This is a genomic window from Pseudochrobactrum mosebachae, from assembly GCF_048914685.1.
In the GTDB taxonomy this organism is placed as follows: Bacteria; Pseudomonadota; Alphaproteobacteria; order Rhizobiales; family Rhizobiaceae; genus Pseudochrobactrum.
The window spans coordinates 1,321,873-1,343,842 of sequence record NZ_CP128408.1 but is presented as its reverse complement, the minus strand read 5'-3'; the positions used below and the strand labels follow the sequence as shown (position 1 = coordinate 1,343,842).

Here is a 21,970-nt window from a genome sequence, read left to right as displayed (position 1 = left end):
AAAGGTCACTCATTATGAAACGCTTTATTCTTGCAATTGCTGCTCTTGGCATGATCGCTCCGGTAGCCGCTCAGGCTGCTCCGGTTCAGAATGGTTCCGCTGTTCAGGCGCATCAGCCAGCTGTCAATAAGGTCTCTGCCCATAAAACGACATCAGCTGCTACACTTCACAAGGGTGCTAAACAAACTGTGAAAAAAGCACCGGTAAAACAGGTTAAAAAATAATCTCAATCAATAATTAAACCGGATTTCCCAGCCGGTTACCATTAAAATATTTTGAAACGAAAGGCATAAATACCAGCTGGTATTTATGCCTTTTATTATTTGAGGCTGGCACTGACATAGGCAGCCAGAGCAAGGCTGGATGTCAGGCCCGGACTTTCAATGCCAAATAGATTGACCAGTCCGGCAATGCCATGTTCTTGCGCGCCTGAAATTTTGAAATCGGCAGCTTTGCTGCCCTTGCCGCCGAGTTTGGGCCGGATGCCGCTATAGCTGGCCTGTAAACTTCCATCCGGTAAATCAGGCCAATAGCTGCGTATAGCCGCATAAAAATCGCTGCCGCGCTGCGGATCTACGGCATAATCAACCTCATCGATCCATTCCACATCAGGGCCAAAGCGCATCTGTCCGTTTAAATCGAGAGTCAAATGCACACCCAAGCCACCATCAACCGGCACGGGATAAATCAGGTGCGAGAACGGATTTTTACCAATAGCAGAAAAATAACTCCCTTTTGCCAAGTGCAGTGGCGGCACATGTTCTGCTGCCAAACCATGAATGGTTGCAGCAATTGCCTGTGCACCTAACCCTGCCGCATTGATAAAGCGCTCAGCGGTGAGCGAGAATTTCTCGCCGCTTTCGCCATCACGCGTGGTGATGATGAAACCGCCATGGGTCGGTTCAACACCGATGATCTCGGTATTAAATGCAATCGCCGCACCATGATTTTCAGCATCACCCTGTAAGCTTAGCATCAATGCATGACTGTCAATAATGCCGGTTGAAGGTGAGAAGAGAGCCGCCGTGCAGTGTACAGCTGGTTCCAGCTGTTGCGCCTCTGCCGCTGTCAGCCGTTGCAGATCGGTGACCCCGCAGTTCACAGCATGCGCCATAATATTATCCAGCGCTGTGTGCTGCGCCGGAGAGGTGGCAACAATCAGCTTGCCGCAGCGTTGATACGGTATGCCCTGTGCCTGTGCATAATCATAGAGCCGATGTTTGCCTTCCATGCATAAGCGGGCTTTCAAACTCTGTTGTTCGTAATAAATACCGGCGTGGATGACTTCGGAATTGCGTGATGATGTTTGCGTGCCAATCATAGGTTCGGCTTCCAGAACCAGAACCTCCAGACCGCGCATGGCCATTTTGCGGGCAAGCGCTAAGCCGACAACGCCGGCACCGGCAATCACACATGCTGTCTTTTCCATAGACCGGTTTTCCCTGTTATTGATAGGCGTAGATTAGGCTAACTACTTATTGGCACGCAAGATTAAACACCGGATAAAAAGGCAAAGCCGATATGGTCATGCTGGTTTTAATCGCAAGTTAAGCTGAGCGGAGCGCATATTGCCGGAGCAGACATGATCGTGATGCAGCCATGGTAATAGAGCGATTTTTCTTGCTGAAGAACTGAATTCCACGGTTCGGCTATCATACGCAATGAAAATGACATTGGCTGCCCAACTTCAAGATATCATCCTTTTGCCGGCTTTGATTTTTGCGCCATCCTAAGCGCACATCAATCGATAAAGCAGAGCCAAACGATCGGAATACAGTATGAGTCTAGCCATGCACCTTGCGGATCTTGTGCCGCTGTCTCCTGACATTTCTGATTTTTTGGATCGTGAAAAGCGCCTTACGCCGCTTACTCATCTGCAAAGGCTTGAAGCGGAGGCTATTCATATTTTTCGCGAGGTTGCGGCTGGTTTTAGCAAGCCTGTGATGCTCTATTCGGTCGGCAAAGATTCATCCGTTATGTTGCATCTGGCACGTAAGGCTTTTTATCCGGCGCCGCCGCCATTTCCGTTTTTGCATGTCGATACGACATGGAAGTTTAAAGAAATGATCGCTTTTCGTGATGCACAGGCCAAAGCCAATAAAATTGATTTGCTGGTACATATTAACAAGCAGGGCGTGGAAGCTGGTATTAATCCGTTTGTTCACGGTTCAAATGTTCATACGGATGTGATGAAAACCCAGGGCTTGAGGCAGGCTCTGGATAAGTACGGATTTGATGCGGCTTTTGGCGGCGCACGGCGCGATGAAGAAAAGGCGCGCGCTAAGGAGCGGGTATTTTCTTTCCGCAATGCCTATCACAGCTGGGATCCTAAAAATCAGCGTCCTGAAATGTGGAATATTTATAATACCCGCATCGCCAAAGGTGAATCTATACGGGTGTTTCCGTTGTCGAATTGGACGGAAGCTGATATCTGGCATTATATTTATCAGGAAAATATTCCGATTGTGCCGCTTTATTTTGCCGCTCCCCGACCGGTGGTTGAGCGCGACGGCATGCTCATCATGGTCGATGACGAGCGGTTAAAATTACAGGATGGTGAGGAAATTGAAACCCGTATGGTGCGCTTTCGCACGCTTGGTTGTTACCCGCTCACGGCAGCGATTGAATCGCAGGCGGTAACATTGCCGCAGATTCTGGAAGAAATGCTGCTGTCACGCACGTCTGAACGGCAAGGCCGTCTGATTGACAGTGATGAGGCGGGATCCATGGAGAAGAAAAAGCGGGAAGGATATTTCTGATGAGCAACACGATTGTCTATGCAGGGTTGACAGATAATTCCCGTAAAAATGATCCTAGACGTGGTGAGGTAAATTTTGCTGAATCAACAATGACCGCTTATATTCGTTTACAGGAAAAGAAATCGCTGCTGCGGTTTCTAACCTGCGGCTCGGTTGATGATGGTAAATCCACCTTGATCGGGCGCTTGCTTTATGATGCCAAAACCTTGTTTGAAGATCAGATCGCACGGTTGCATCAGGATAGCCGCAGCCATGGCACTGCGGGAGACGATATCGACTTTGCTTTGCTGGTTGACGGTTTAGAGGCCGAGCGTGAGCAGGGTATAACCATTGATGTGGCTTATCGGTTTTTTTCGACGCCGAAGCGGCGTTTTATCGTGGCTGATACACCCGGACATCTGCAATATACCCGTAATATGGTGACCGGTGCCTCCACAGCGGAGCTGGCTATTGTGTTGGTTGATGCGCGTAAAGGCTTGTTGGAGCAGACGCGCCGTCATAGCTATATCGCTTCGCTGCTAGGTATCCGCCATATTGTTCTGGCGGTTAACAAGATCGATCTGATCGATTATGATGAGGCAAAGTTTCAGCAGATTGTGCAGGATTATCAGCAATTTGCCGGAGAGTTTAATTTTAAGACCATTGAGGCAATTCCGGTCTCTGCCCGTTCCGGCGATAATATCAGTACTGTTTCACCCAAAATGCCCTGGTATAAAGGCCCGTCTTTATTGGATTGGCTGGAGACGGTGGCACCTGAGACTGACTATGATAATGAGCGTGATTACGGTACGTCTGAGGTATTTCGTTTTCCGGTGCAATATGTCAGCAGACCCCATGCGGATTTTCGCGGATTTGCCGGTACAATAGCTTCAGGCCATATCCGTACCGGCGATCCTGTGGTGGTGTCACGCTCCGGTATCACCTCAACAATCCGGCATATTATAACCGCAGATGGTGAGCTGGATATTGCACGCACCGGACAGGCGGTTACGCTGGTGCTGGACGATGAGTGCGATATTTCCCGGGGGGATATGCTGGCGCATCCGCATAGCCGCCCGCAAGTGAGTGACCGGATTGTGAGCAAGCTGGTTTGGTTCGGTGAGGAGCCTTTGCAGGCGGGGCGGCAATATTGGCTGCGGAGCCAGACAGATCAGGTGAGCGTCACCATCAGTACTATCAATTACAGGATTGATATTGAAAACTCCGGCGCAAAACTGACGGAACAGTTGATGCTGCCAGCGGAGCAATTACACATCAACCAGATCGGACAGGTCTTGCTGCAAAGCTCTGTGCCGCTGGCGTTTGATGCCTATATGCATAATCGTGCAACCGGTTCATTCATTCTGATTGACCGTCAGACCAATGCCACTGTGGCAGCTGGGCTGATTGATCATGCATTGCGCAAATCCTCGCATATTCATCCGCAAGCATTGAGCATCAGCGCAAGTGAACGCGCCGCGCTCAAACATCAAAAGCCTGCCATGCTATGGCTCACAGGGCTGTCGGGGTCCGGAAAATCAACGCTTGCCACCTTGCTGGAGCAGAAGCTGCACAATGCTGGTAAACACACATTTATCCTTGATGGCGATAATCTGCGCCACGGATTAAACAGCGATCTCGGGTTTAACGCACAAGACCGCCATGAAAATATTCGCCGTGTGGCCGAGGTGTCAAAGCTGATGCTGGATGCAGGCCTGATCGTTTTAGTGTCGGTTATAGCACCACTGGCACAAGATCGTGCTTTGGCACGCAGCCTTGCCGGTGATTATGATTTTATCGAGGTTTTTGTTGATACGCCGCTGGAGATTTGCGAGGCCAGAGATGCCAAAGGGCTTTATGCTAAAGCCCGTGCCGGCGAGATCAAAGAGTTTACCGGTATTGATGCGCCTTATGAACGACCGGAGGTTGCAGAACTCCATTTGCAAGGGCGACATCATAATGCGCAGGCACTGGCAGAACAGGTAGAAAAATATCTCAATCAGCGGGGTATCATTCAAACTTTTGTTGATGAGGGCGGATCGATTTAGAGCAATTTCAGGAAAAGTGGGAACCGGTTTTCCGTCCGAAACTGCGTTTAAACAAACAGATAGAGCGGTTTTCCTGCTTCAAGGAAAAATGAAAACGCTCTAGAGAATATTTTAAGCTCAATGTTCCTTTTCATTGCTTTGATACTGTATATATCGACTGGACTATGGGGAACAGTGCAATGAAAAGCGACATGGCATCTCTTGCCAATGCGGATTTAATGGCAGTGATGCAGCGGGCAGCGCTTGAGGCTGGCCATCTGATCATGCAGTTTTATGAAAATGGCTGTGAGATCACCATGAAAGCAGATGCATCGCCGGTCAGTGAGGCTGACCATGCTGCTGAGCGCGTTATTCTCCGGCATTTACGCGCATTTCTGCCGGAGGTACCGGTGGTGGCTGAAGAGGAAATGGCCGCAGGCAATGGGCCTTTAGCTATAGATACACGGTTTTTTCTGGTTGATCCGCTTGATGGCACCAAAGAATTTGTGCTGCGGAACGGTGATTTTACCGTCAATATTGCTTTGATAGAACACGGCGTGCCGGTTGCGGGTGTGGTTTATGCACCGGCGAGCGGCAAGCTTTATTGTGGCTCACCGGCAGGTGCACAGCAATATCATGTGCAGCAGGATAGGCTGACAGATGAGGTGGTTTTGCGTGTGCGGGCTTGCGGGGAACAAAAAACAGCGGTTGCCAGCCGCTCCCATAACAGTCCTGAAACTGATGACTATCTGCTTACGCAAAATATCAGCTCTTGCCTCACAGTCGGATCATCTTTGAAGTTTTGTTTGCTGGCTGCGGGGCAGGCTGATGTCTATCCCCGCTTCAGCCGTACCATGGAATGGGATACAGCGGCAGGTGATGCAGTGCTGCGTGCTGCAGGCGGTTCCACTGAGACGATTGACGGTAAGCCGCTTACCTATGGCAAGCGCAACCGTGTCGATGATTGCGACTTTGCCAATCCCTATTTTATAGCCTATGGCGCCAGATAACAGCAGGCCTTAACCGCGGCCGCATTGGCGCAATTGGGCTGCATAGCGCTGTGATATGGTGGTGGCTTTACGCGCGGCGCGCTGCACCATGGCATTGCCGCGCCAGCTGCCTTTGGCATAACCGCCATGACCTGAATAATAAGCGAGATACAGATTATACGGATCGTTGAGGGAGATGCCGTTGCTGATATTGCTTTGCTTATGGTACCAGGCAATAAAGTGAATGGCGTCGCCGAAATTTGTGCGGCTTGCGCCGGGTCTGCGTGTTTCACGCATATAGCGTGACCATGTGCCGTCAAGGGCCTGTGAATAGCCATAGGCAGAGGATTGACGCTTCCAAGGGATAAAGCCGAGTAATTTGGTACGCGGTGGCCGTGCGTAAGGCTGGAAGCTTGATTCAGTATAGATTGTTGCCATCAAAATAGGCACCGGTACGCCAAAATCGCGTTCGGCCTTTTTGGCGTCTTTGTGCCAGTTCGTCACCCAGCCGTCTCGTTGGTCAAACACGGCACAGGCATTGTTAATAGATTTGGGTGCAGAGGCACAACCAGCCAGAAAAACAGCAAGAATAAGAAAGATTTTTTTCATGGCGGACGGTCTCTCAGACGAAATATAAATTATTCGCATTCGGGTAAATTATCCGAAAACGGCACAGCACCAAAGCATGTGTCACGGTCGAGTTTGAACGTAACGCGCTATGGGATGAAAATCATAGCGTGCAAAACATCTGCAAATTGTGATGAAAACTGGTTTCTACCGGCAATGTTTAGCGGTGTGGTTAACCTGTAGTAAATATGGGCGTCATATATAGCGCCGCAGATTGTGGGTTTTAAACGCAAAATAGCGCCAGATAACTAAGTTATCCAACGTAACATACTTAATCTTATTATGAAAAACCAACGCACTATGTAACGGTGGTGATGGTCGGAGCGAGAGGATTCGAACCTCCGACCCCCTGATCCCAAATCAGGTGCGCTACCAGGCTGCGCTACGCTCCGTTGACCGTGATGCGGCTTATAGCGAGGCATTTTGCTGCCTGCAAGCGAATTATGCAAAAAAATCAAAACAACTGTTTATTGGAAGAATTATTGCGTGAAAACATGACAAAATCAGTGGCTTAAGCAGTGATTTTTAACAGCTTACGGACGGGTTTGAGGATAGATGGTGATAACTATATTGATTATAAAATTATAAATTATTCAATATTATCAATTATTTAGTTTGTAAACTATCAGATAAAAATCTACTGAATATCAGCGATTTTCAGAAAATATCGCTTGGCAAAATTTATTATTCGGCTCTATGCTGAAAATATCAGTAAAAAGTAGTTTTTATAAAATTTACACCTGTGCGAAATGATATTCGCTCCGGTCATGCATGTGCTTTGATTCTTTTTCAGAGAGGGTATGCAATTGAATTTGATGGAATTTTCAAAAATATTGAATTCTCCGGATCGTTTTATCACTGATGAAATGGTGCCGCTTATAAAGTCGCATGGCTTTCGCGAGTATGATGCACGCTGGTGGTATGGTTTTGAGGGCTGCGATCAACCTTGTGAGATTAATTTAGCTGGCATGCAGGCTCTGGGCTTGGCATTGGCGCATATGGTGCGATTGCGCGGGATTGATCGCTCAATCGTGGTTGGCCATGATTTGCGGTGCTATTCCCAAGAGGTAAAATCCGCTCTGATCGCAGGGTTGCTCTCCGGCGGTGCGCAGATTTACGATATCGGTCTGGCATTATCACCGATCGCCTATTTCGCGCAATTTGCACTTAATGTGCGCTCGGTTGCTATGGTTACGGCTTCGCATAATGAAAATGGCTGGACCGGTGTAAAAATTGGCTGCGAGCGACCCTATACTTTTGGGATCAATGACATGGCAGAACTGCGCGCCATTGTGCTTGAGAACCGTGCGCAACCCGCATCCGGCGGTAGCTATCAGTTTGTTGATACTATGGCTGCACGCTATGCTGAGGCTTTAACCCGCAATCATCTATTAAAGCGACGTTTGAAAGTGGTGGTTGCTTGCGGCAATGGTACGGCGGGGATGTTTGCGCCACAGATTTTGCGTGAGATCGGTTGTGAGGTTATTGAGCTCGACTGCACGCCTGACTGGACATTTCCGAAGTATAATCCCGATCCGGAGGCAGCGCCAATGCAACGGGCGATGGTTGCTGCGGTTTTGAAAACTCAAGCTGATCTGGCGCTCGGTTTTGATGGTGATGGCGATCGCTGCGGCATTGTTGATAATGAAGGCTCGGTTATATTTTCAGACCGGATCGGCCTGTTATTGGCACGGGAGTTTTCTCAAAGCTATCCTCGGTCGCATTTTGTGGTGGATGTCAAATCAACCGGATTGTTCGGCAATGATGCGGTATTGAAGGCCAATGGAGCAACGGTTGAATATTGGAAAACCGGTCATTCTTATATCAAACGCCGCTTGGGCGAGAGTGGTGGTTTAGCGGGTTTTGAAAAGTCGGGTCATGTGTTTTTAGCGCCGCCTTTAGGGCTGGGTTATGATGACGGGCTGGCAACGGCAATTGCCGTTTGTAAAATGCTGGCAAGTCATTCCACATTATCTATGGCTGAACTGCACCGGCAATTACCAAAAACTTTTGCCACGCCAACACTCGGTTTAAAGAGTTGTGACAGCGCCAAATATATCATCATCCGGCAGATCGAAGCCTGTCTTTCAGCTTTGGTGCAAGCGGGAGGCATGTTTGCAGGTCAGGCTGTGATTGATCTTCTGACGATTAACGGTGTGCGGATTACGGTGGCGGATGGCACATGGGGGCTAATCCGCGCCTCCTCTAATAAGCCGGAACTGGTGGTGGTCGCAGAAAGTCCGGTTTCCTCAGATCAGCTTAATGCAATGCTGGCAGCACTCAACGAGGTTTTGCAAAAGTTTGAGGCAGGTAAACTGCCTGAACATATTGAGTATCTATCGTAATAAATTTCTCAAATAGTTAAATATTGTTAATAGCTTAGCGGGGGCATCAGCTATGGCATTTGATGAGGTCGGGCATGGTTTTGCAATAAATACTGAGATAAATCGCAGTGATTTACCGTTGATGAGTTTTATCATGAGTGGTGGTAGCGGTTCTCGTCTATGGCCACTGTCTCGTCTGGATAGACCAAAGCAATTTCATAACCTCACAGGTCAGGAGAGCTTGCTCACTGCCACACTCAATCGCTTGAAAGCACCTGATGCATTATGCGGCACAGTATCGGTGATCGGGGCGCAGGTGCATCAGCATTTGATAGCTGAGGCAATAACCGCTCATCATCAGGTAGCTTCGGGTTATGATCCGGTGCAGATATTGCTCGAGCCTGTTGCTCGTAATACTGCTGCAGTTGCAGCTATTGCCACCGCTTCTGCATTGCGTGAGGCGCCTGATGTTTTGATCCTGCTGTGCCCTGCGGATCATGAGATTTCAACGGATGAGCAATTCTGGCAAACCATATGGCAGGGGATGGGGGCGGCGCAAAATGGTGCAATTGTAACTTTCGGGCTTCTGCCCGAGCGACCTGAAACCGGCTATGGTTATGTTGAAGTGGGGGAGCGTGTTGAGAATGGCTTTACCGTTCGGCGTTTCGTTGAAAAGCCGGATTATAGCACGGCGCTGGATTATCTCAGGCAAGGGCGCTTTTTCTGGAATTCAGGAATATTCCTGTTTCGGGCAAGCAGCATGCGGCAGGCGTTTTTGCAGCACGCACCGGATATTTGGTTGGCTGCGAGCGCTGCGATTGAAGCTGCGACCACAGAAGGGCGTGTAACCAGCCTGTCGTTACAGGATTATAGCTCTATGCCATCTGTCGCTTTTGATGTTGCGATTATGGAAAAGGCGGATAATCGTGTGCTGATTCCGGCAGCGTTCAGCTGGAGCGATCTGGGTTCATGGCAATCTTTGCTGAGCCTTCAAAATACGCGAACTCAACCGCAGGCCGGGTGCGGCAATGTGATAATTGGCAATGTTGTGGCGCATGATTGTCATAATAGCTATTTGCGCAGTGAGGCAGGCCTTCTCACATTATCCGGCGTGTCGGATATGGCGGTTATTGCCACGAAAGATGCAACATTTGTTGCGCCTATTACCCATAGCCATCATGTGCAAGCGATTGTCAGCCGGTTGAAGCAGGACAACCGGCCGGAATTATACTATAATAAAACACCGCCAGCAGAACTCGATAATGCGCCACTTGTTCGTGCGTGGCTGTTTGAAAAGGCCTTGCCATTTTGGGCAAATGCAGGGGTCGAGCAGCACTATGGCGGATTTCATGAGGCTCTGTCATTGCAAGGAAAGCCTATATGCAAATCGCGCCGGTGTCGCACGATGGCACGGCAGATTTATGCTTTCGCAAATGCCGGTTTTACCGGCTTAACCGCTCATGGCCTGTTGTTCCTGCAAGCTAACGGACGCAGCAGCAGAGGCGGGTGGGTACAGTCTTTTCATGCTGATGGAACGGTTGAAGACGATCAGGAGAATTTCTACGATCAAACCTGTATGCTGCTGGCACTCGCTTATGCCTATAAGTCAGGGCATAATAGTTCACTGGGTTTAGCCCAGCAAACTTTTGCTTTTCTCGACCGTTTTCTGGCGCATCCGCTGGGTGGGTTTTATGAAAGGCTGGCAGATTGTCATAGGTCTTGCGCAGTGCTGACAAGCAATGCGCATATGCATTATCTTGAGGCATGTCTTGCATGGCATGTAATAAGCGGGGATGAGCAGTTTTTGCATCGTGCAGCAGAGGTAGTCAGACTGTGCAGCCAATATTTTTTTGATGCGGAATATTGGGGCTTGGGCGAATATTTCAGCGCCAATTGGCGGCCTGTATCAACTCCGAAAGGGCGCTATGCAGAGCCCGGCCATCATTTTGAGTGGGCGGCATTATTGGCTGATTTTGCCCACCGTACCGGCGATGATGCTGCACTTTTAATGGCAAGCAGGCTTTATACATTTGCGCTTTCTGCTGGCACCAATCGTAAAACCGGTTTGTCTTATAATCTGGTCACAATACAGGGGCAGGTGCTGGATACCGGTAGCCGCAGCTGGCAGCAATGCGAGGCGATAAAAGCCGCAATTATGCTGAATGGCTATCAGGGTCGTGATCTTAAACCGGAGGTGGAGGTGCGAGTAGAAAATCTTTTTCGCTGGCATATTGAGCCGGCAACAGCCGGTTTGTGGCACGATCGTGTGGATGCACAAGGCAAAAATTGTTCGGATAATGTTCCGGCCTCTATCCTATATCATCTGGTCAGTGCTTTAACTTGTTACTTGCAGTTTAAAGAACAAGCGGGCGCCTCTAAGTCTGCGTTATCAGCTTCGCGGATGGCTTTAATCAATTGAGATCACAGTACCTGCTTAGGTTTTGCTATCATAATTTGTAAAACTTAATGGGATTAACAGTGATCCTCTGCTTGTGTTCAGCTCTCGATTGGCTATCTTGGGTTTGTGAGTTCATAATTAAGTATCAGGCAGAATTTTATGCAGCATCCTCCGCGTCACCGTGCCATTCTGGAGCAGGCCAAACTCAATGGTCAGGTGCTGGTTGATGACCTTGCCGAGCAGTTTCAGGTCAGCCCGCAGACAATCCGTAAAGATCTCAATGATTTGTGTCGTGCGCAATACCTCACACGCACCCATGGCGGGGCGCTGTTTCCTTCCGGTGTTGAAAATCTGGAATATGAATCGCGCAGGCAGATTGCAGCGCAGGAAAAACAGGCTATCGGGCAAGCCGCCGCGGCTTTGATACCGGAAGGTGCTTCGCTTTTTATTAATATCGGTACCACAACAGAGGCCGTGAGCCAGCATTTGCTGTCGCATAGCCAGCTGATGGTAATTACCAATAATATTAATGTGGCCAGCCGGTTGCGGGTCTATTCTGGTTTGGAAGTGGTGATTGCCGGTGGTGTGGTGCGCGCCAGCGATGGCGGCATTGTGGGTGAGGCGGCGGTGGATTTTATTCGCCAGTTCAAAGTTGATTATGCGATTATCGGCGTATCCGCGATTGATGCGGATGGCGCTTTGCTGGATTTTGATTATCGGGAGGTCAAGGTTGCGCAGGCGATTATCGCCAATGCGCGCCATGTAATCCTGGTTGCTGATTCGACCAAAATGGAACGCAGCGCACCGGTGCGGATGGGGCATCTTTCGCAGGTCCATACATTTATTACTGATCAATGTATTGAGCCGGCTCTGCGCCAGATTTGCGCAGAGCATGCTGTCAGCCTCATTGAGACGGTCAACTTGTAAGATTTGTGAGTTTTTACTGAAGATACTGACGTTTTTCGCTGTTTGGACGCCTGAAATTAAGATGTGTGCTAATTTTGAATGGTTTCGTTTTTCGCTCGATTTACTTTCGTTATTTGGCTATATTGGTTTCATATGATGGCAATCGTTGGCAATGAAACGGTTGCGGTGCATCATTTTTGGGGTTCATAGCAGTGTCAATCTCTCATGCTCTAAGCATTTGAAGTGTTGATTGATAAAGCTTTTCGGCGGAGTTTGCGGCGTGGTTGCAAATACGGATTACGATATTTTCATTATTGGCGGCGGCGTTAATGGTTGCGGCATTGCGCGTGATGCTGCCGGGCGTGGCTTTCGGACTGCTCTTGCCGAAATGAAAGATCTTGCCAGCGGCACGTCATCGCGTGCGACCAAGCTTATTCACGGTGGTTTGCGCTATCTTGAGCATTATGAGTTTCGTTTGGTGCGTGAAGCGCTGATGGAGCGTGAAATTATCTGGGCGAATGCACCGCATCTGGTTAAGCCGATGCGTTTTATTTTGCCTTATCACCGTGGCGGTGTGCGTCCTGCATGGTTGCTGCGGCTCGGGCTGTTTCTCTATGACCATATTGGCGGGCGCAAATTGCTGCCAGCCACACGTACATTGAATATGAAAACCGATAAGGCGGCTGCACCGCTGAAAGACCTGTTTACAAAGGCTTTTGAATATTCCGATGCCTGGGTAGATGATGCGCGTTTTGTTGCGGTGAATGCGATGGATGCCAAGGAACGTGGCGCTGATATCCGCACCCGCACCAAAGTTGTAAGTGCTATGCGCACAGACGATATGTGGCATATTACGCTTTTGGATTTGCGCACCGGCAAAACCAGTGTGGTAACATCGCGTCTGCTGGTCAATGCTGCCGGCCCCTGGGTCGATAGGGTTTTGGCGGGTATGGAAGGTCTTGCCGAGGTGCATAATGTGCGCCTTGTGCAAGGTAGTCATATTATTGTGCCAAAAAAATTTGAAGGCGATCGCTCTTATTTCTTCCAGAATAATGATGGCCGCATTATTTTTGCAATTCCTTATGAAAATGATTTTACGCTGATTGGTACCACCGATCAGGATTATCATGGCGATCCTGCAGAAGTGGAAATTACAGAAACAGAGCGCGAATATTTATGCTCTGCCGCGAGTGAATATTTTCACCAGCCGGTGCGGGTCGAAGATATTGTCTGGGCCTATTCAGGTGTGCGTCCACTTTATGATGACGGCGCGGATAAAGCACAGGAAGCCACGCGTGATTATGTGCTCAAAGAAGATGCACATAATGGCAAAGCGCCCTTGATCAATATTTTTGGCGGCAAAATCACCACATATCGCCGTCTTTCCGAGCATATGATGCAAAAGATCGAGCATTATCTTGGCAAAAAAGCTGCGCCGTGGACGCATAAGGCGCCGCTGCCTGGTGGGGATTTTCCGGTGCGGGATTTTCAGAGGCTGAAAGCCAAGCTGGCAAAACATTATCCTTATCTGAAGCCGGCACATGCAGCACGCTTGTTTCGGATGTATGGCACGCGCGCGCAATGGGTTTTGGGAAATTCTACGACTTATGATGATCTCGGCCAGTATTTTGGTGCGGATCTTTATGAGGTTGAAGTGCGCTATATGATGGTGCAGGAATGGGCGCTGACAGCGGAAGATATTGTGTGGCGCCGCAGCAAACTCGGACTGGTGATGAGTGCGAGTGAGATTGCAGCCCTTGATATCTTTATGAAGGCTGAAACCGGATATAATCCGGATAATATTCTTTAAAATCAATCTGAAATTACGCCTTCATTTGCTCATAGAGTCTTGTGCTTCACAGCAGCAGAAAACTCGACTATCATCCTGCCACATACGGGATGATCGGAGCTTCTGGAGGAGCGTGCGATGAGCATTCAGTCCGGCGAAACAGCAATGCGAGCCGCAGGACAGCTAACCGGTAACAGCCATGCGGATCGCGTTCAATCAGCGATCCGCGACAGCGGAGCAGCGCGCTCAGCTGTCGTTGCCTCATGGCAGCGCTCAGTTCGCCTCCACGGACTAAAGCCACAAACTGCGGGCAAACCTTTAACCGTTACAGCGCAGGAATTACGGCAGGTTCAGGAACATGTTGAGCCGTTAACCCATTTGGCACAGCCGGTACTCGACCGGCTGTTTTTGTCTGTTGGGGGTATCGGATGCTGCGTTTTGCTCGCTGATAGCAACGGTGTTCCCGTTGAAAGGCGTGGCGCCGCTGCTGATAATAAAATATTTCATGAATGGGGATTGTGGACCGGCACAGTATGGAGCGAGGCCAGTGAAGGCACCAATGGTATTGGTACGTCGATTGTTGAGCAGCGTCCCGTTACCATTCACCGCGATCAGCATTTCCATGCGCGGAATGCCGGCTTGTCCTGCTCAGTTGCACCTATCCATGACCATCAGGGGAGGTTGGTGGCGGTGCTGGATGTATCGTCTTGCCGCTCAGATCTTACAGAGGCTTATGCCGCATTGATATTTGCCGCTGTTAATGACGCCGCGCGCAAAATTGAAGCCGATTATTTTCGCTATCACTACCAGAATGCCCGTATCGTGTTGGCTCCGGTATCAGAGTATTTGCCCGGAGCTCTGCTTGCTATTGATCGGGATGACATGGTGATTGGTGCCAGCCGAAATGCGCGTGCAGCCCTGGGATTGGGTGAAGACGGGTTAAAAGATCCGATACCGGCTGCAGACCTTTTTGGCACCTTATGCGGGCGGGATACGGATATGGCTGAGGCTGAACGCGGGGTTATTATCCGCGCCCTCGCACGCGCAGACGGTAAAATATCACAGGCTGCTGAAAGGCTTGGTATGAGCCGCGCCACCTTGCACCGCAAGCTTAATCGTTTGCAGATTCGGCGCTCCTAGATCAAGTCAAACAGCTAGATTTTAACCCCGCGAATATCACGGCCAAAGTCACGGCTGTTGCAACAAGATTATCACAAGATTTTTTGATACGGGCATCATCAGTGGCCTCAGGATCAATCATTTTCACTCAATGAAACTGTCTCATTCTTGCGACATTACCGGTAGCTGTTCGATGATTACAGCCATGTGTCTCATGACATTTGACACAGTTCCGGCAAGATTATTCGCAACGATGTAAAGCGCCGTTGTGGAGAATGGCACAGCATCACCGATTATACGCAAACAGGGAGAGAGAGAATGAATAAAGCCGAATTTAACCGGACTGTTCACCCGAAATTTTCCAAACGTTACGGCAATTTCATCGGGGGCAAATGGGTCGAGCCTACCTCCGGCCGTTATTTTGAAAATATCTCACCGGTGAACGGGCAGGTTTTGTGCGAGGTTGCGCGGTCTGAGGCCGCTGATATAGAGCTCGCTCTGGATGCAGCTCATGCGGCCAAAGATGCGTGGGCACGTACCAGTGTTGCGGAGCGCGCATTGATCCTTAATCGTATCGCTGACCGGATGCAGGATAATCTGGCTCTGCTTGCTGAGGCAGAAACTTGGGATAATGGTAAGCCGATCCGTGAAACGACAAATGCTGATATGCCGCTGGCGATCGACCATTTCCGCTATTTTGCCGGTGCTATCCGTGCGCAGGAAGGTGGCATTTCAGAGATTGATAACGATACTGTTGCCTACCATTTTCACGAGCCGCTGGGCGTGGTCGGCCAGATTATTCCATGGAATTTTCCGATTCTTATGGCGGTATGGAAGCTTGCTCCGGCATTGGCGGCGGGCAATTGTGTGGTGCTCAAACCTGCCGAGCAAACACCGGCCTCAATTCTGGTGCTGGCTGAACTGATCGGGGATCTGCTGCCTGCTGGTGTGCTCAATATTGTCAACGGTTTTGGCCTTGAGGCTGGCAAACCATTGGCCTCAAGCCCGCGTATTGCTAAAATTGCCTTTACCGGTGAAACAACAACCGGCCGTTTGATTATGCAATATGCCAGCCAAAATCTCATACCCGTGACATTGGAATTGGGTGGTAAATCGCCAAACATTTTCTTTGAAGATGTGATGGCAGAAGATGATGGCTATCTGGACAAAGCCATTGAAGGCTTTGTGATGTTTGCGCTCAATCAGGGTGAGGTTTGTACCTGTCCGAGCCGCGCTCTGATCCATGAAAACATTTATGATAAATTTATTGAAAAAGCACTCAAACGCGTAGAGGCAATTGTGCAAGGCGACCCGCTTGATCCGGCAACAATGATCGGCGCACAGGCCTCGCAGGAACAGCTGGAAAAAATCCTCAGCTATATGGATATCGGTGTTCAGGAGGGGGCAGAGCTATTAACGGGTGGTGAGAGAAGCGCGCTTTCCGGCGATTTGGCGGGCGGTTTCTATGTTAAGCCGACTGTGTTTAAAGGCCATAATAAAATGCGGATTTTCCAAGAGGAAATCTTTGGCCCTGTGCTGGCCGTCACCACTTTCAAAAGCGATGAGGAAGCGCTCGCAATCGCTAATGATACGCTTTATGGCCTTGGCTCTGGTGTGTGGACACGAAATGGCAACCGCGCCTACCGCTTTGGCCGTGGTATTCAAGCTGGTCGTGTCTGGACAAATTGCTACCACGCCTATCCGGCACATGCGGCCTTTGGCGGGTATAAACAGTCCGGTATCGGACGTGAAAATCATCTGAAAATGCTCGATCACTACCAGCAAACTAAAAATATGCTGGTGAGCTACAGTCCGAAGAAACTGGGCTTCTTCTGATCTGAGTTTAACACGTGGTCTGGCGAAGCATATGAGAGAAAACAGCTTTCAGCATACTGCCTGTAGCCCATGCTGAAAGCGTCGGATCACAAATCACTGAGCACTAACTTTATGAATGGAATAAAGAGAGCGCCTCTCTCTTTAGGAAAGGAGAATGTTATGGCAAAAACGATGAAAGCCGCCGTGGTGCGAGCATTCGGTAAACCCCTGACAATTGATGAGGTGCCGGTACCCGTGCCGGGCCCCGGCCAAATTCAGGTTGCTATTCAGGCATCCGGTGTTTGCCACACAGATTTGCATGCTGCTGAAGGCGACTGGCCGGTTAAACCCAACCCGCCATTTATTCCGGGCCATGAAGGCGTGGGCTTTGTGTCTGGTGTTGGTGCCGGCGTCAAACATGTCAAGGAAGGTGATCGGGTCGGCGTGCCTTGGCTCTATACGGCCTGTGGTTATTGCCGCCATTGTCTTGGCGGCTGGGAAACGCTTTGTGAATCACAGGAAAACACCGGTTATTCGGTTAATGGCGGCTTTGCAGAATATGTGGTTGCTGACCCAAATTTTGTTGGCCATCTGCCGAAAAATATCGAGTTCAATGAAATCGCGCCGGTGCTTTGCGCGGGTGTTACAGTCTATAAAGGGCTAAAAGTTACCGACACCAAACCCGGAGACTGGATGGTCATTTCCGGTATTGGTGGTTTGGGTCATATGGCCGTACAATATGCCAAGGCTATGGGGCTCAATGTGGTGGCGGTGGATATTGATGATGCTAAACTTGATTTAGCCAAACGACTTGGTGCTGTGGCCACAGTCAATGCTAAAACCAGCAATGATCCTGCCACGGAAGTGAAAAAGCTTACAGATGGTGGAGCGCAGGGTGCACTGGTAACCGCAGTTTCACCTAAAGCCTTTGAGCAGGTGCTGGGTATGATGTCACGAGGTGGAACTGTTGCGTTTAATGGTTTGCCAGCCGGTGAGTTTCCGGTGTCAATTTTCAACATGGTGTTGAATGGCGTGACCTTGCGCGGTTCTATTGTGGGCACACGGTTGGATTTACAGGAGTCGATTGATTTTGCTGCCGATGGTAAGGTGAAGGCAACGATCAGCACTGACCGCATTGAAAATATCAATACGATTTTTGACAAGATGCGTAAAGGTGAGATTGAAGGCCGTATTGTGATGGATATGACCCAATAATACAACCAACCGGAGCATATGGTGCAAAGGATATATGCTCCGGACTTGAAACCGGAGGGTGTTATGACGCAACCGCAACAAAACACGCATACCGATACCTTAAACAAGGTGAGTGCAACACCTGCCGCTCTTAAATTAATAGCTGAATTACAGTCTGAATACGGACCAGTGATGTTTCATCAGTCCGGTGGTTGCTGTGACGGGTCTTCACCAATGTGTTATGCGCAAGGAGATTTTTTTCTCGGTGATCAGGATGTGCAATTGGGTGAGATTGGCGGGGCGCCATTTTATATGAGCCGCCTGCAATATGAGGTTTGGAAACATACCGATCTGATTATTGATGTTGTGGCAGGGCGAGGTGGCATGTTCTCTCTCGATAATGGCCGCGAAGTACGATTTTTGACCCGTTCAATAGTTTGTAAAGTTTGAGTAGCCTCTCAAGGTTTACGTAAAAAAGGGCGGAAACTCCGCCCTTTTTTACGATTTATAATATCTGCATTACGGTAATTTATAGGACATCACATAGTCACCGGCTTTAGTGCCGACAGACCCGTGACCACCAGCCACAATCAATATGAATTGTTTGCCGTCCTTGCCGGTATAACTCATCGGTGTGGATTGACCACCGGCGGGCAGGCGGGTTTGCCATAGCTGCGTGCCGGTTGTGAGATCATAGGCACGTAAATAGTCATCAACAGCTGCCCCGAGAAAAGCCACGCCACCAGCTGTAATCATCGGCCCGCCAATGCCCGGTACACCAAGTTTAAGCGGAATGGGCACCGGTGCCATATCTTCTACCGTTCCATTTTTATGCTTATAGGCAATTTTACCGGTACGCAGATCCACACCAGTCACATAGCCCCATGGCGGCGACTGGCACGGAATACCCAGTGGCGACAGTAAAGGCCCCATGAAAACGCCATAAGGGGCACCATCATTGCGGTTAAGACCTTGTTCGCTGGCTTTTTCATCCTGCCCTTTTGGCGGTATCTGATCCGCAGGCACTAAGCGCGATGTAAAGGCCAGATAGGTTGGCATACCAAACATCACCTGACGCTTTGGATCAACTGCAACGCTGCCCCAGTTGAAGACGCCAAAATTACCGGGATAGATAATTGATCCCTGTAATGATGGCGGAGTATAGCGGCCCTCATAGCGCAATGAGCGAAACTGAATGCGGCAGGCAAGCTGATCAAATAATGTTGCTCCCCACATGCTGGCTTCAGTGAGAGGCGGCGGATTAAAACTTAATGCCGATAAAGGCTGTGTTGGCGATGAAAAATCCTCCGGTATCGTGCCGGTTGGTGCCGCAACTTCAGTAACAGGAATAATCGGCTCACCGGTGCGCCGGTCAAGCACATAGATATCGCCTTGTTTGGTCGGCCCTACCAGTGCGGGCACTGGCTGCCCATCCTTGTTGGTAATATCAAGCAACACAGGTTGCGCCGGTACATCCATATCCCACAAATCATGATGCACAGTCTGGCGCACCCAGCGCACTTGCCCGCTACTCACGTCAAGCGCAACAATGGAAGAGGAGTATTTCTCAACCGCTTCACTGCGCCCCATGCCAAGCTGATCCGGAACCTGGTTTCCGAGTGGCAGATAAATCAGCCCTAAATTTTCATCAGCACTGAAGACAGACCAGCTGTTTGGTGAATTGGTTGTGTAAAATTCGCCATCCGCTATCGGTGTTGTGATGTCGGGATTACCTGAATCCCAGTTCCACAACAATTGACCGGTCAAAATATCAAAGCCGCGGATAACGCCTGATTGTTCTTTGGTCGAGAAATTATCATTCACCGCACCGCCAACGATAATCTTGCCGGCAATTGCGGTTGGCGGGGATGTCGAATAATAATAACCGGACGGATTATATTTCATGCCGCGGGTCAGATCGAGAATGCCTTTGTCAGCAAAGCTTTCACAAATCTGGCCGGTTTTAGCATCCAGCGCAATCAGATGCGCATCTGATGTCGGCAGATAAACCCGTTCATAGCAGGCCTGATCTTTTGAAACTGTTTCATCTTTCCAGTAGGTTACGCCGCGACAGGTCTGATGCTGGCGCTGCGTGTTGGCGCTTACATCGGGGTTAAAGCGCCATTTTTCTTTGCCAGTATCAGCATCAAGGGCAATGGCAATATTATGCGGTGTGCAAAGATAGAGCGTGTCGTCAATCTTAAGCGGCGTGACTTGGTATGTGGTTTCTGTCACATCTTGCGGCTGACGTACATCGCCGGTGCGATATTGCCAGGCAAGTTCAAGTTTCGCCACATTATCAGGCGTAATTTCTGTCAGCGGCGAGTAACGCTGGCCATATTGGGTGCGGCCATATTGATGCCACTCTCCATCCGGCATCATATTGCCGGTATCAGGCGCGCTTGCCACCGTTTCAGTTGGCAGAGCACCGTCCAGATTATGCGGATCTCTGGTAATTGATACACCGGCAACGATCAATGCGGCTGCAATCGCTGCCAATAGCGGCAAAGGGCTGGCATTGCCAGCGCGCGCTTGTGCAACGGTGGGGGCAATTTCTTTGCTTGCCGGGCTCAGCCCTCTGCGAATTGGTGGAAGCAATAGCCATAAACCAAGCAGGACAACAATACCGCCACGGGCACCAAGCGGCCACCAGTCGAAACCAACCTCATAGATTGCCCAGATCAGCGTGCCGATGATCATGAGTGAGTAGACCCATAATGCGGCAGCGCGACGTGTAAAAAGCAGATAAGCAGTCAGCAAAAAACCGACTGCAATGATGATGTAATAAAGGCTGCCGCCGAGCATAGCGAGCTTTATACCGCCATAACCAAGTGATATGCCGATGAATGCAAAAAGAATGGCCGTCAAAGAAATTAACACAATGCTACCCCTTCTTTACTGATGGGGAAAATATAGACCTGTTAAGCCGATTGGGAAGTGCTTGTACTCATTTATTTGAAAATAGAACAAATGAATCGCTACAGATACAGTTAATTATGACAGGAAAAATCACCTGATTTTATGTGTAGGATAAAGATTAATAACAGCGATAAGTGCTTTTAAAAAAATCTGTTAAGGTTTTTTAGCGCTGTTTTGAAGTCGGTTGCTTGAGAAAATAATGTCTGGATTAAATGTTTTTTTATTATAGTGAGTAAAGTAAAATATCTGAACGGGAAGATCATGTCAGTCATCATTAATACCCTCTGGATCGGTAAAGAGCTTGGTGCTCTTCATGCTGCATGTTTGCGCTCTTTTATTCGCAACGGGCATGATGTTGTTTTACACGCTTACGGGCGCCCCGTTGATACGCCGGCAGGCGTGCGCTTGTTTGATGCCAACAAGCTGATGAAAGAAGAAGAGATTCTTGTTCATAAAAAAACTAATAATTTGGCGCTTGCTTCTGACCGTTACCGCTATCGTATTCTGCGGGAAGGGCTAGGAATGTATGTCGATTGCGACTTTTATTGTGTCCGCCCGTTCACGCAGCATGATTATATGTTTGGCTGGCATTGCGACGATACAATCAATAGTGCTTTGGTCAATGCTCCTCACGATAGTCAATTTTTGAAGAGCGTGCTGGCAGCATCTGAAAATTCGTATTTTATTCCGCCATGGCTCCGCAAACCTAAGAAAACTTTTTATAAATTACGTAAAGCCATTGGTCTTCCCAAGCATGTTTCAGATCAGAAATGGGGAACGATAGGGCCTAGCCTTGTCACGCATTATGTGCAGGAGCTTGATCTTGTAAAATACAGCAGCCCGATTGATGTGTATTATCCACTTCACTGGAATAATCTGCCGTTGTTGCATGAACGCGGACTGAGTATTCTTGATTTAACGACGCCGCGCACATTAGGGATTCATCTTTTTAACTCTGCGCTTAAAAACCAAACAGCGCAAAAAGATACACCGTTAGCTGAGATTCTGGCTCTGTAATTGCTTTTGATATCCGGATATTGGCTCGGCAATAAAATATCTTGTTTTTAGAGCATTATTTTATCGCAAATCGTTGTGCAGAGTGTCATCTGAAAGCGATATAGCGGG

16 protein-coding genes and 1 tRNA gene are annotated in these 21,970 nt (G+C 49.2%); 13 read left to right on the top strand and 4 right to left on the bottom strand.

Translation table 11 applies throughout. The annotated features are described in order from the left end of the window. Positions 1-14 precede the first annotated feature (14 nt). Positions 15-224, top strand: a complete 210-nt coding sequence (locus MP213Fo_RS06150) for a hypothetical protein (protein WP_421090753.1) — start codon at positions 15-17, stop codon at positions 222-224. Positions 225-319: 95 nt separating this feature from the next. Here MP213Fo_RS06150 and MP213Fo_RS06145 read toward each other — a convergent pair whose 3' ends face one another. After that, on the bottom strand, positions 320-1,429 hold the full coding sequence (locus MP213Fo_RS06145; RefSeq protein WP_421090752.1) for an NAD(P)/FAD-dependent oxidoreductase: 1,110 nt from the start codon (positions 1,427-1,429) through the stop codon (positions 320-322). A 349-nt stretch (positions 1,430-1,778) separates the two neighbouring features. Between MP213Fo_RS06145 and cysD the strand changes: the two genes are divergently transcribed. From cysD to cysQ, 3 genes are all read left to right on the top strand, one after another. Further along, positions 1,779-2,759, top strand: a complete 981-nt coding sequence (gene cysD, locus MP213Fo_RS06140; RefSeq protein WP_421090751.1) for a sulfate adenylyltransferase subunit CysD — start codon at positions 1,779-1,781, stop codon at positions 2,757-2,759. Between the two features lie 89 nt (positions 2,760-2,848). Then, complete coding sequence (gene cysN, locus MP213Fo_RS06135) at positions 2,849-4,786, top strand: sulfate adenylyltransferase subunit CysN (RefSeq protein ID WP_421091038.1); 1,938 nt, start codon at positions 2,849-2,851, stop codon at positions 4,784-4,786. A 179-nt stretch (positions 4,787-4,965) separates the two neighbouring features. Continuing rightward, positions 4,966-5,775, top strand: a complete 810-nt coding sequence (cysQ, locus tag MP213Fo_RS06130) for a 3'(2'),5'-bisphosphate nucleotidase CysQ (protein ID WP_421090750.1) — start codon at positions 4,966-4,968, stop codon at positions 5,773-5,775. A gap of 9 nt (positions 5,776-5,784) precedes the next feature. Here the strand turns inward: cysQ and MP213Fo_RS06125 are convergent, their stop codons facing one another. Both MP213Fo_RS06125 and MP213Fo_RS06120 read right to left on the bottom strand, forming a co-directional pair. After that, positions 5,785-6,363 carry a transglycosylase SLT domain-containing protein gene (locus MP213Fo_RS06125; RefSeq protein WP_421090749.1) on the bottom strand — a complete coding sequence of 193 codons (579 nt, stop codon included), beginning with the start codon at positions 6,361-6,363 and terminating at the stop codon, positions 5,785-5,787. A 333-nt stretch (positions 6,364-6,696) separates the two neighbouring features. Continuing rightward, positions 6,697-6,773: transfer RNA gene (locus tag MP213Fo_RS06120), tRNA-Pro, on the bottom strand. Positions 6,774-7,196: 423 nt separating this feature from the next. On the opposite strand from MP213Fo_RS06120, the gene MP213Fo_RS06115 reads away from it, so the two are divergent. The 8 genes from MP213Fo_RS06115 (at position 7,197) to MP213Fo_RS06080 (ending at position 18,376) form a co-directional block, all read left to right on the top strand. Further along, positions 7,197-8,726, top strand: a complete 1,530-nt coding sequence (locus MP213Fo_RS06115; protein WP_421091037.1) for a phosphomannomutase/phosphoglucomutase — start codon at positions 7,197-7,199, stop codon at positions 8,724-8,726. A 52-nt stretch (positions 8,727-8,778) separates the two neighbouring features. Beyond that, positions 8,779-11,124, top strand: a complete 2,346-nt coding sequence (locus MP213Fo_RS06110; protein ID WP_421090748.1) for an AGE family epimerase/isomerase — start codon at positions 8,779-8,781, stop codon at positions 11,122-11,124. Positions 11,125-11,262: 138 nt separating this feature from the next. Beyond that, positions 11,263-12,030 (top strand): DeoR/GlpR family DNA-binding transcription regulator, encoded by a 768-nt coding sequence (locus MP213Fo_RS06105; protein ID WP_421090747.1) that lies wholly within the window; start codon positions 11,263-11,265, stop codon positions 12,028-12,030. 259 nt (positions 12,031-12,289) lie between these two features. After that, positions 12,290-13,819, top strand: coding sequence for a glycerol-3-phosphate dehydrogenase (gene glpD, locus MP213Fo_RS06100; protein ID WP_421090746.1), 1,530 nt, complete (start codon positions 12,290-12,292; stop codon positions 13,817-13,819). A 117-nt stretch (positions 13,820-13,936) separates the two neighbouring features. Beyond that, positions 13,937-14,938: a GAF domain-containing protein gene (locus MP213Fo_RS06095; protein ID WP_421090745.1), complete on the top strand. Its 1,002-nt coding sequence runs from the start codon at positions 13,937-13,939 to the stop codon at positions 14,936-14,938. A gap of 297 nt (positions 14,939-15,235) precedes the next feature. Next, complete coding sequence (gene adh, locus MP213Fo_RS06090; protein ID WP_421090744.1) at positions 15,236-16,753, top strand: aldehyde dehydrogenase; 1,518 nt, start codon at positions 15,236-15,238, stop codon at positions 16,751-16,753. A gap of 159 nt (positions 16,754-16,912) precedes the next feature. Further along, positions 16,913-17,947, top strand: a complete 1,035-nt coding sequence (locus MP213Fo_RS06085) for a zinc-dependent alcohol dehydrogenase (RefSeq protein WP_421090743.1) — start codon at positions 16,913-16,915, stop codon at positions 17,945-17,947. A 63-nt stretch (positions 17,948-18,010) separates the two neighbouring features. Continuing rightward, on the top strand, positions 18,011-18,376 hold the full coding sequence (locus tag MP213Fo_RS06080; RefSeq protein WP_421090742.1) for a DUF779 domain-containing protein: 366 nt from the start codon (positions 18,011-18,013) through the stop codon (positions 18,374-18,376). Between the two features lie 69 nt (positions 18,377-18,445). On the opposite strand, the gene MP213Fo_RS06075 is transcribed toward MP213Fo_RS06080, so the two are convergent. Then, positions 18,446-20,806 (bottom strand): glucose/quinate/shikimate family membrane-bound PQQ-dependent dehydrogenase, encoded by a 2,361-nt coding sequence (locus MP213Fo_RS06075; RefSeq protein WP_421090741.1) that lies wholly within the window; start codon positions 20,804-20,806, stop codon positions 18,446-18,448. A gap of 300 nt (positions 20,807-21,106) precedes the next feature. Here MP213Fo_RS06075 and MP213Fo_RS06070 point away from each other — a divergent pair, with 300 nt between their 5' ends. Then, the gene (locus MP213Fo_RS06070; RefSeq protein WP_421090740.1) at positions 21,107-21,862 is read left to right on the top strand and encodes a hypothetical protein; all 756 of its coding nucleotides are present in this window, start codon (positions 21,107-21,109) and stop codon (positions 21,860-21,862) included. Positions 21,863-21,970: the final 108 nt, after the last annotated feature.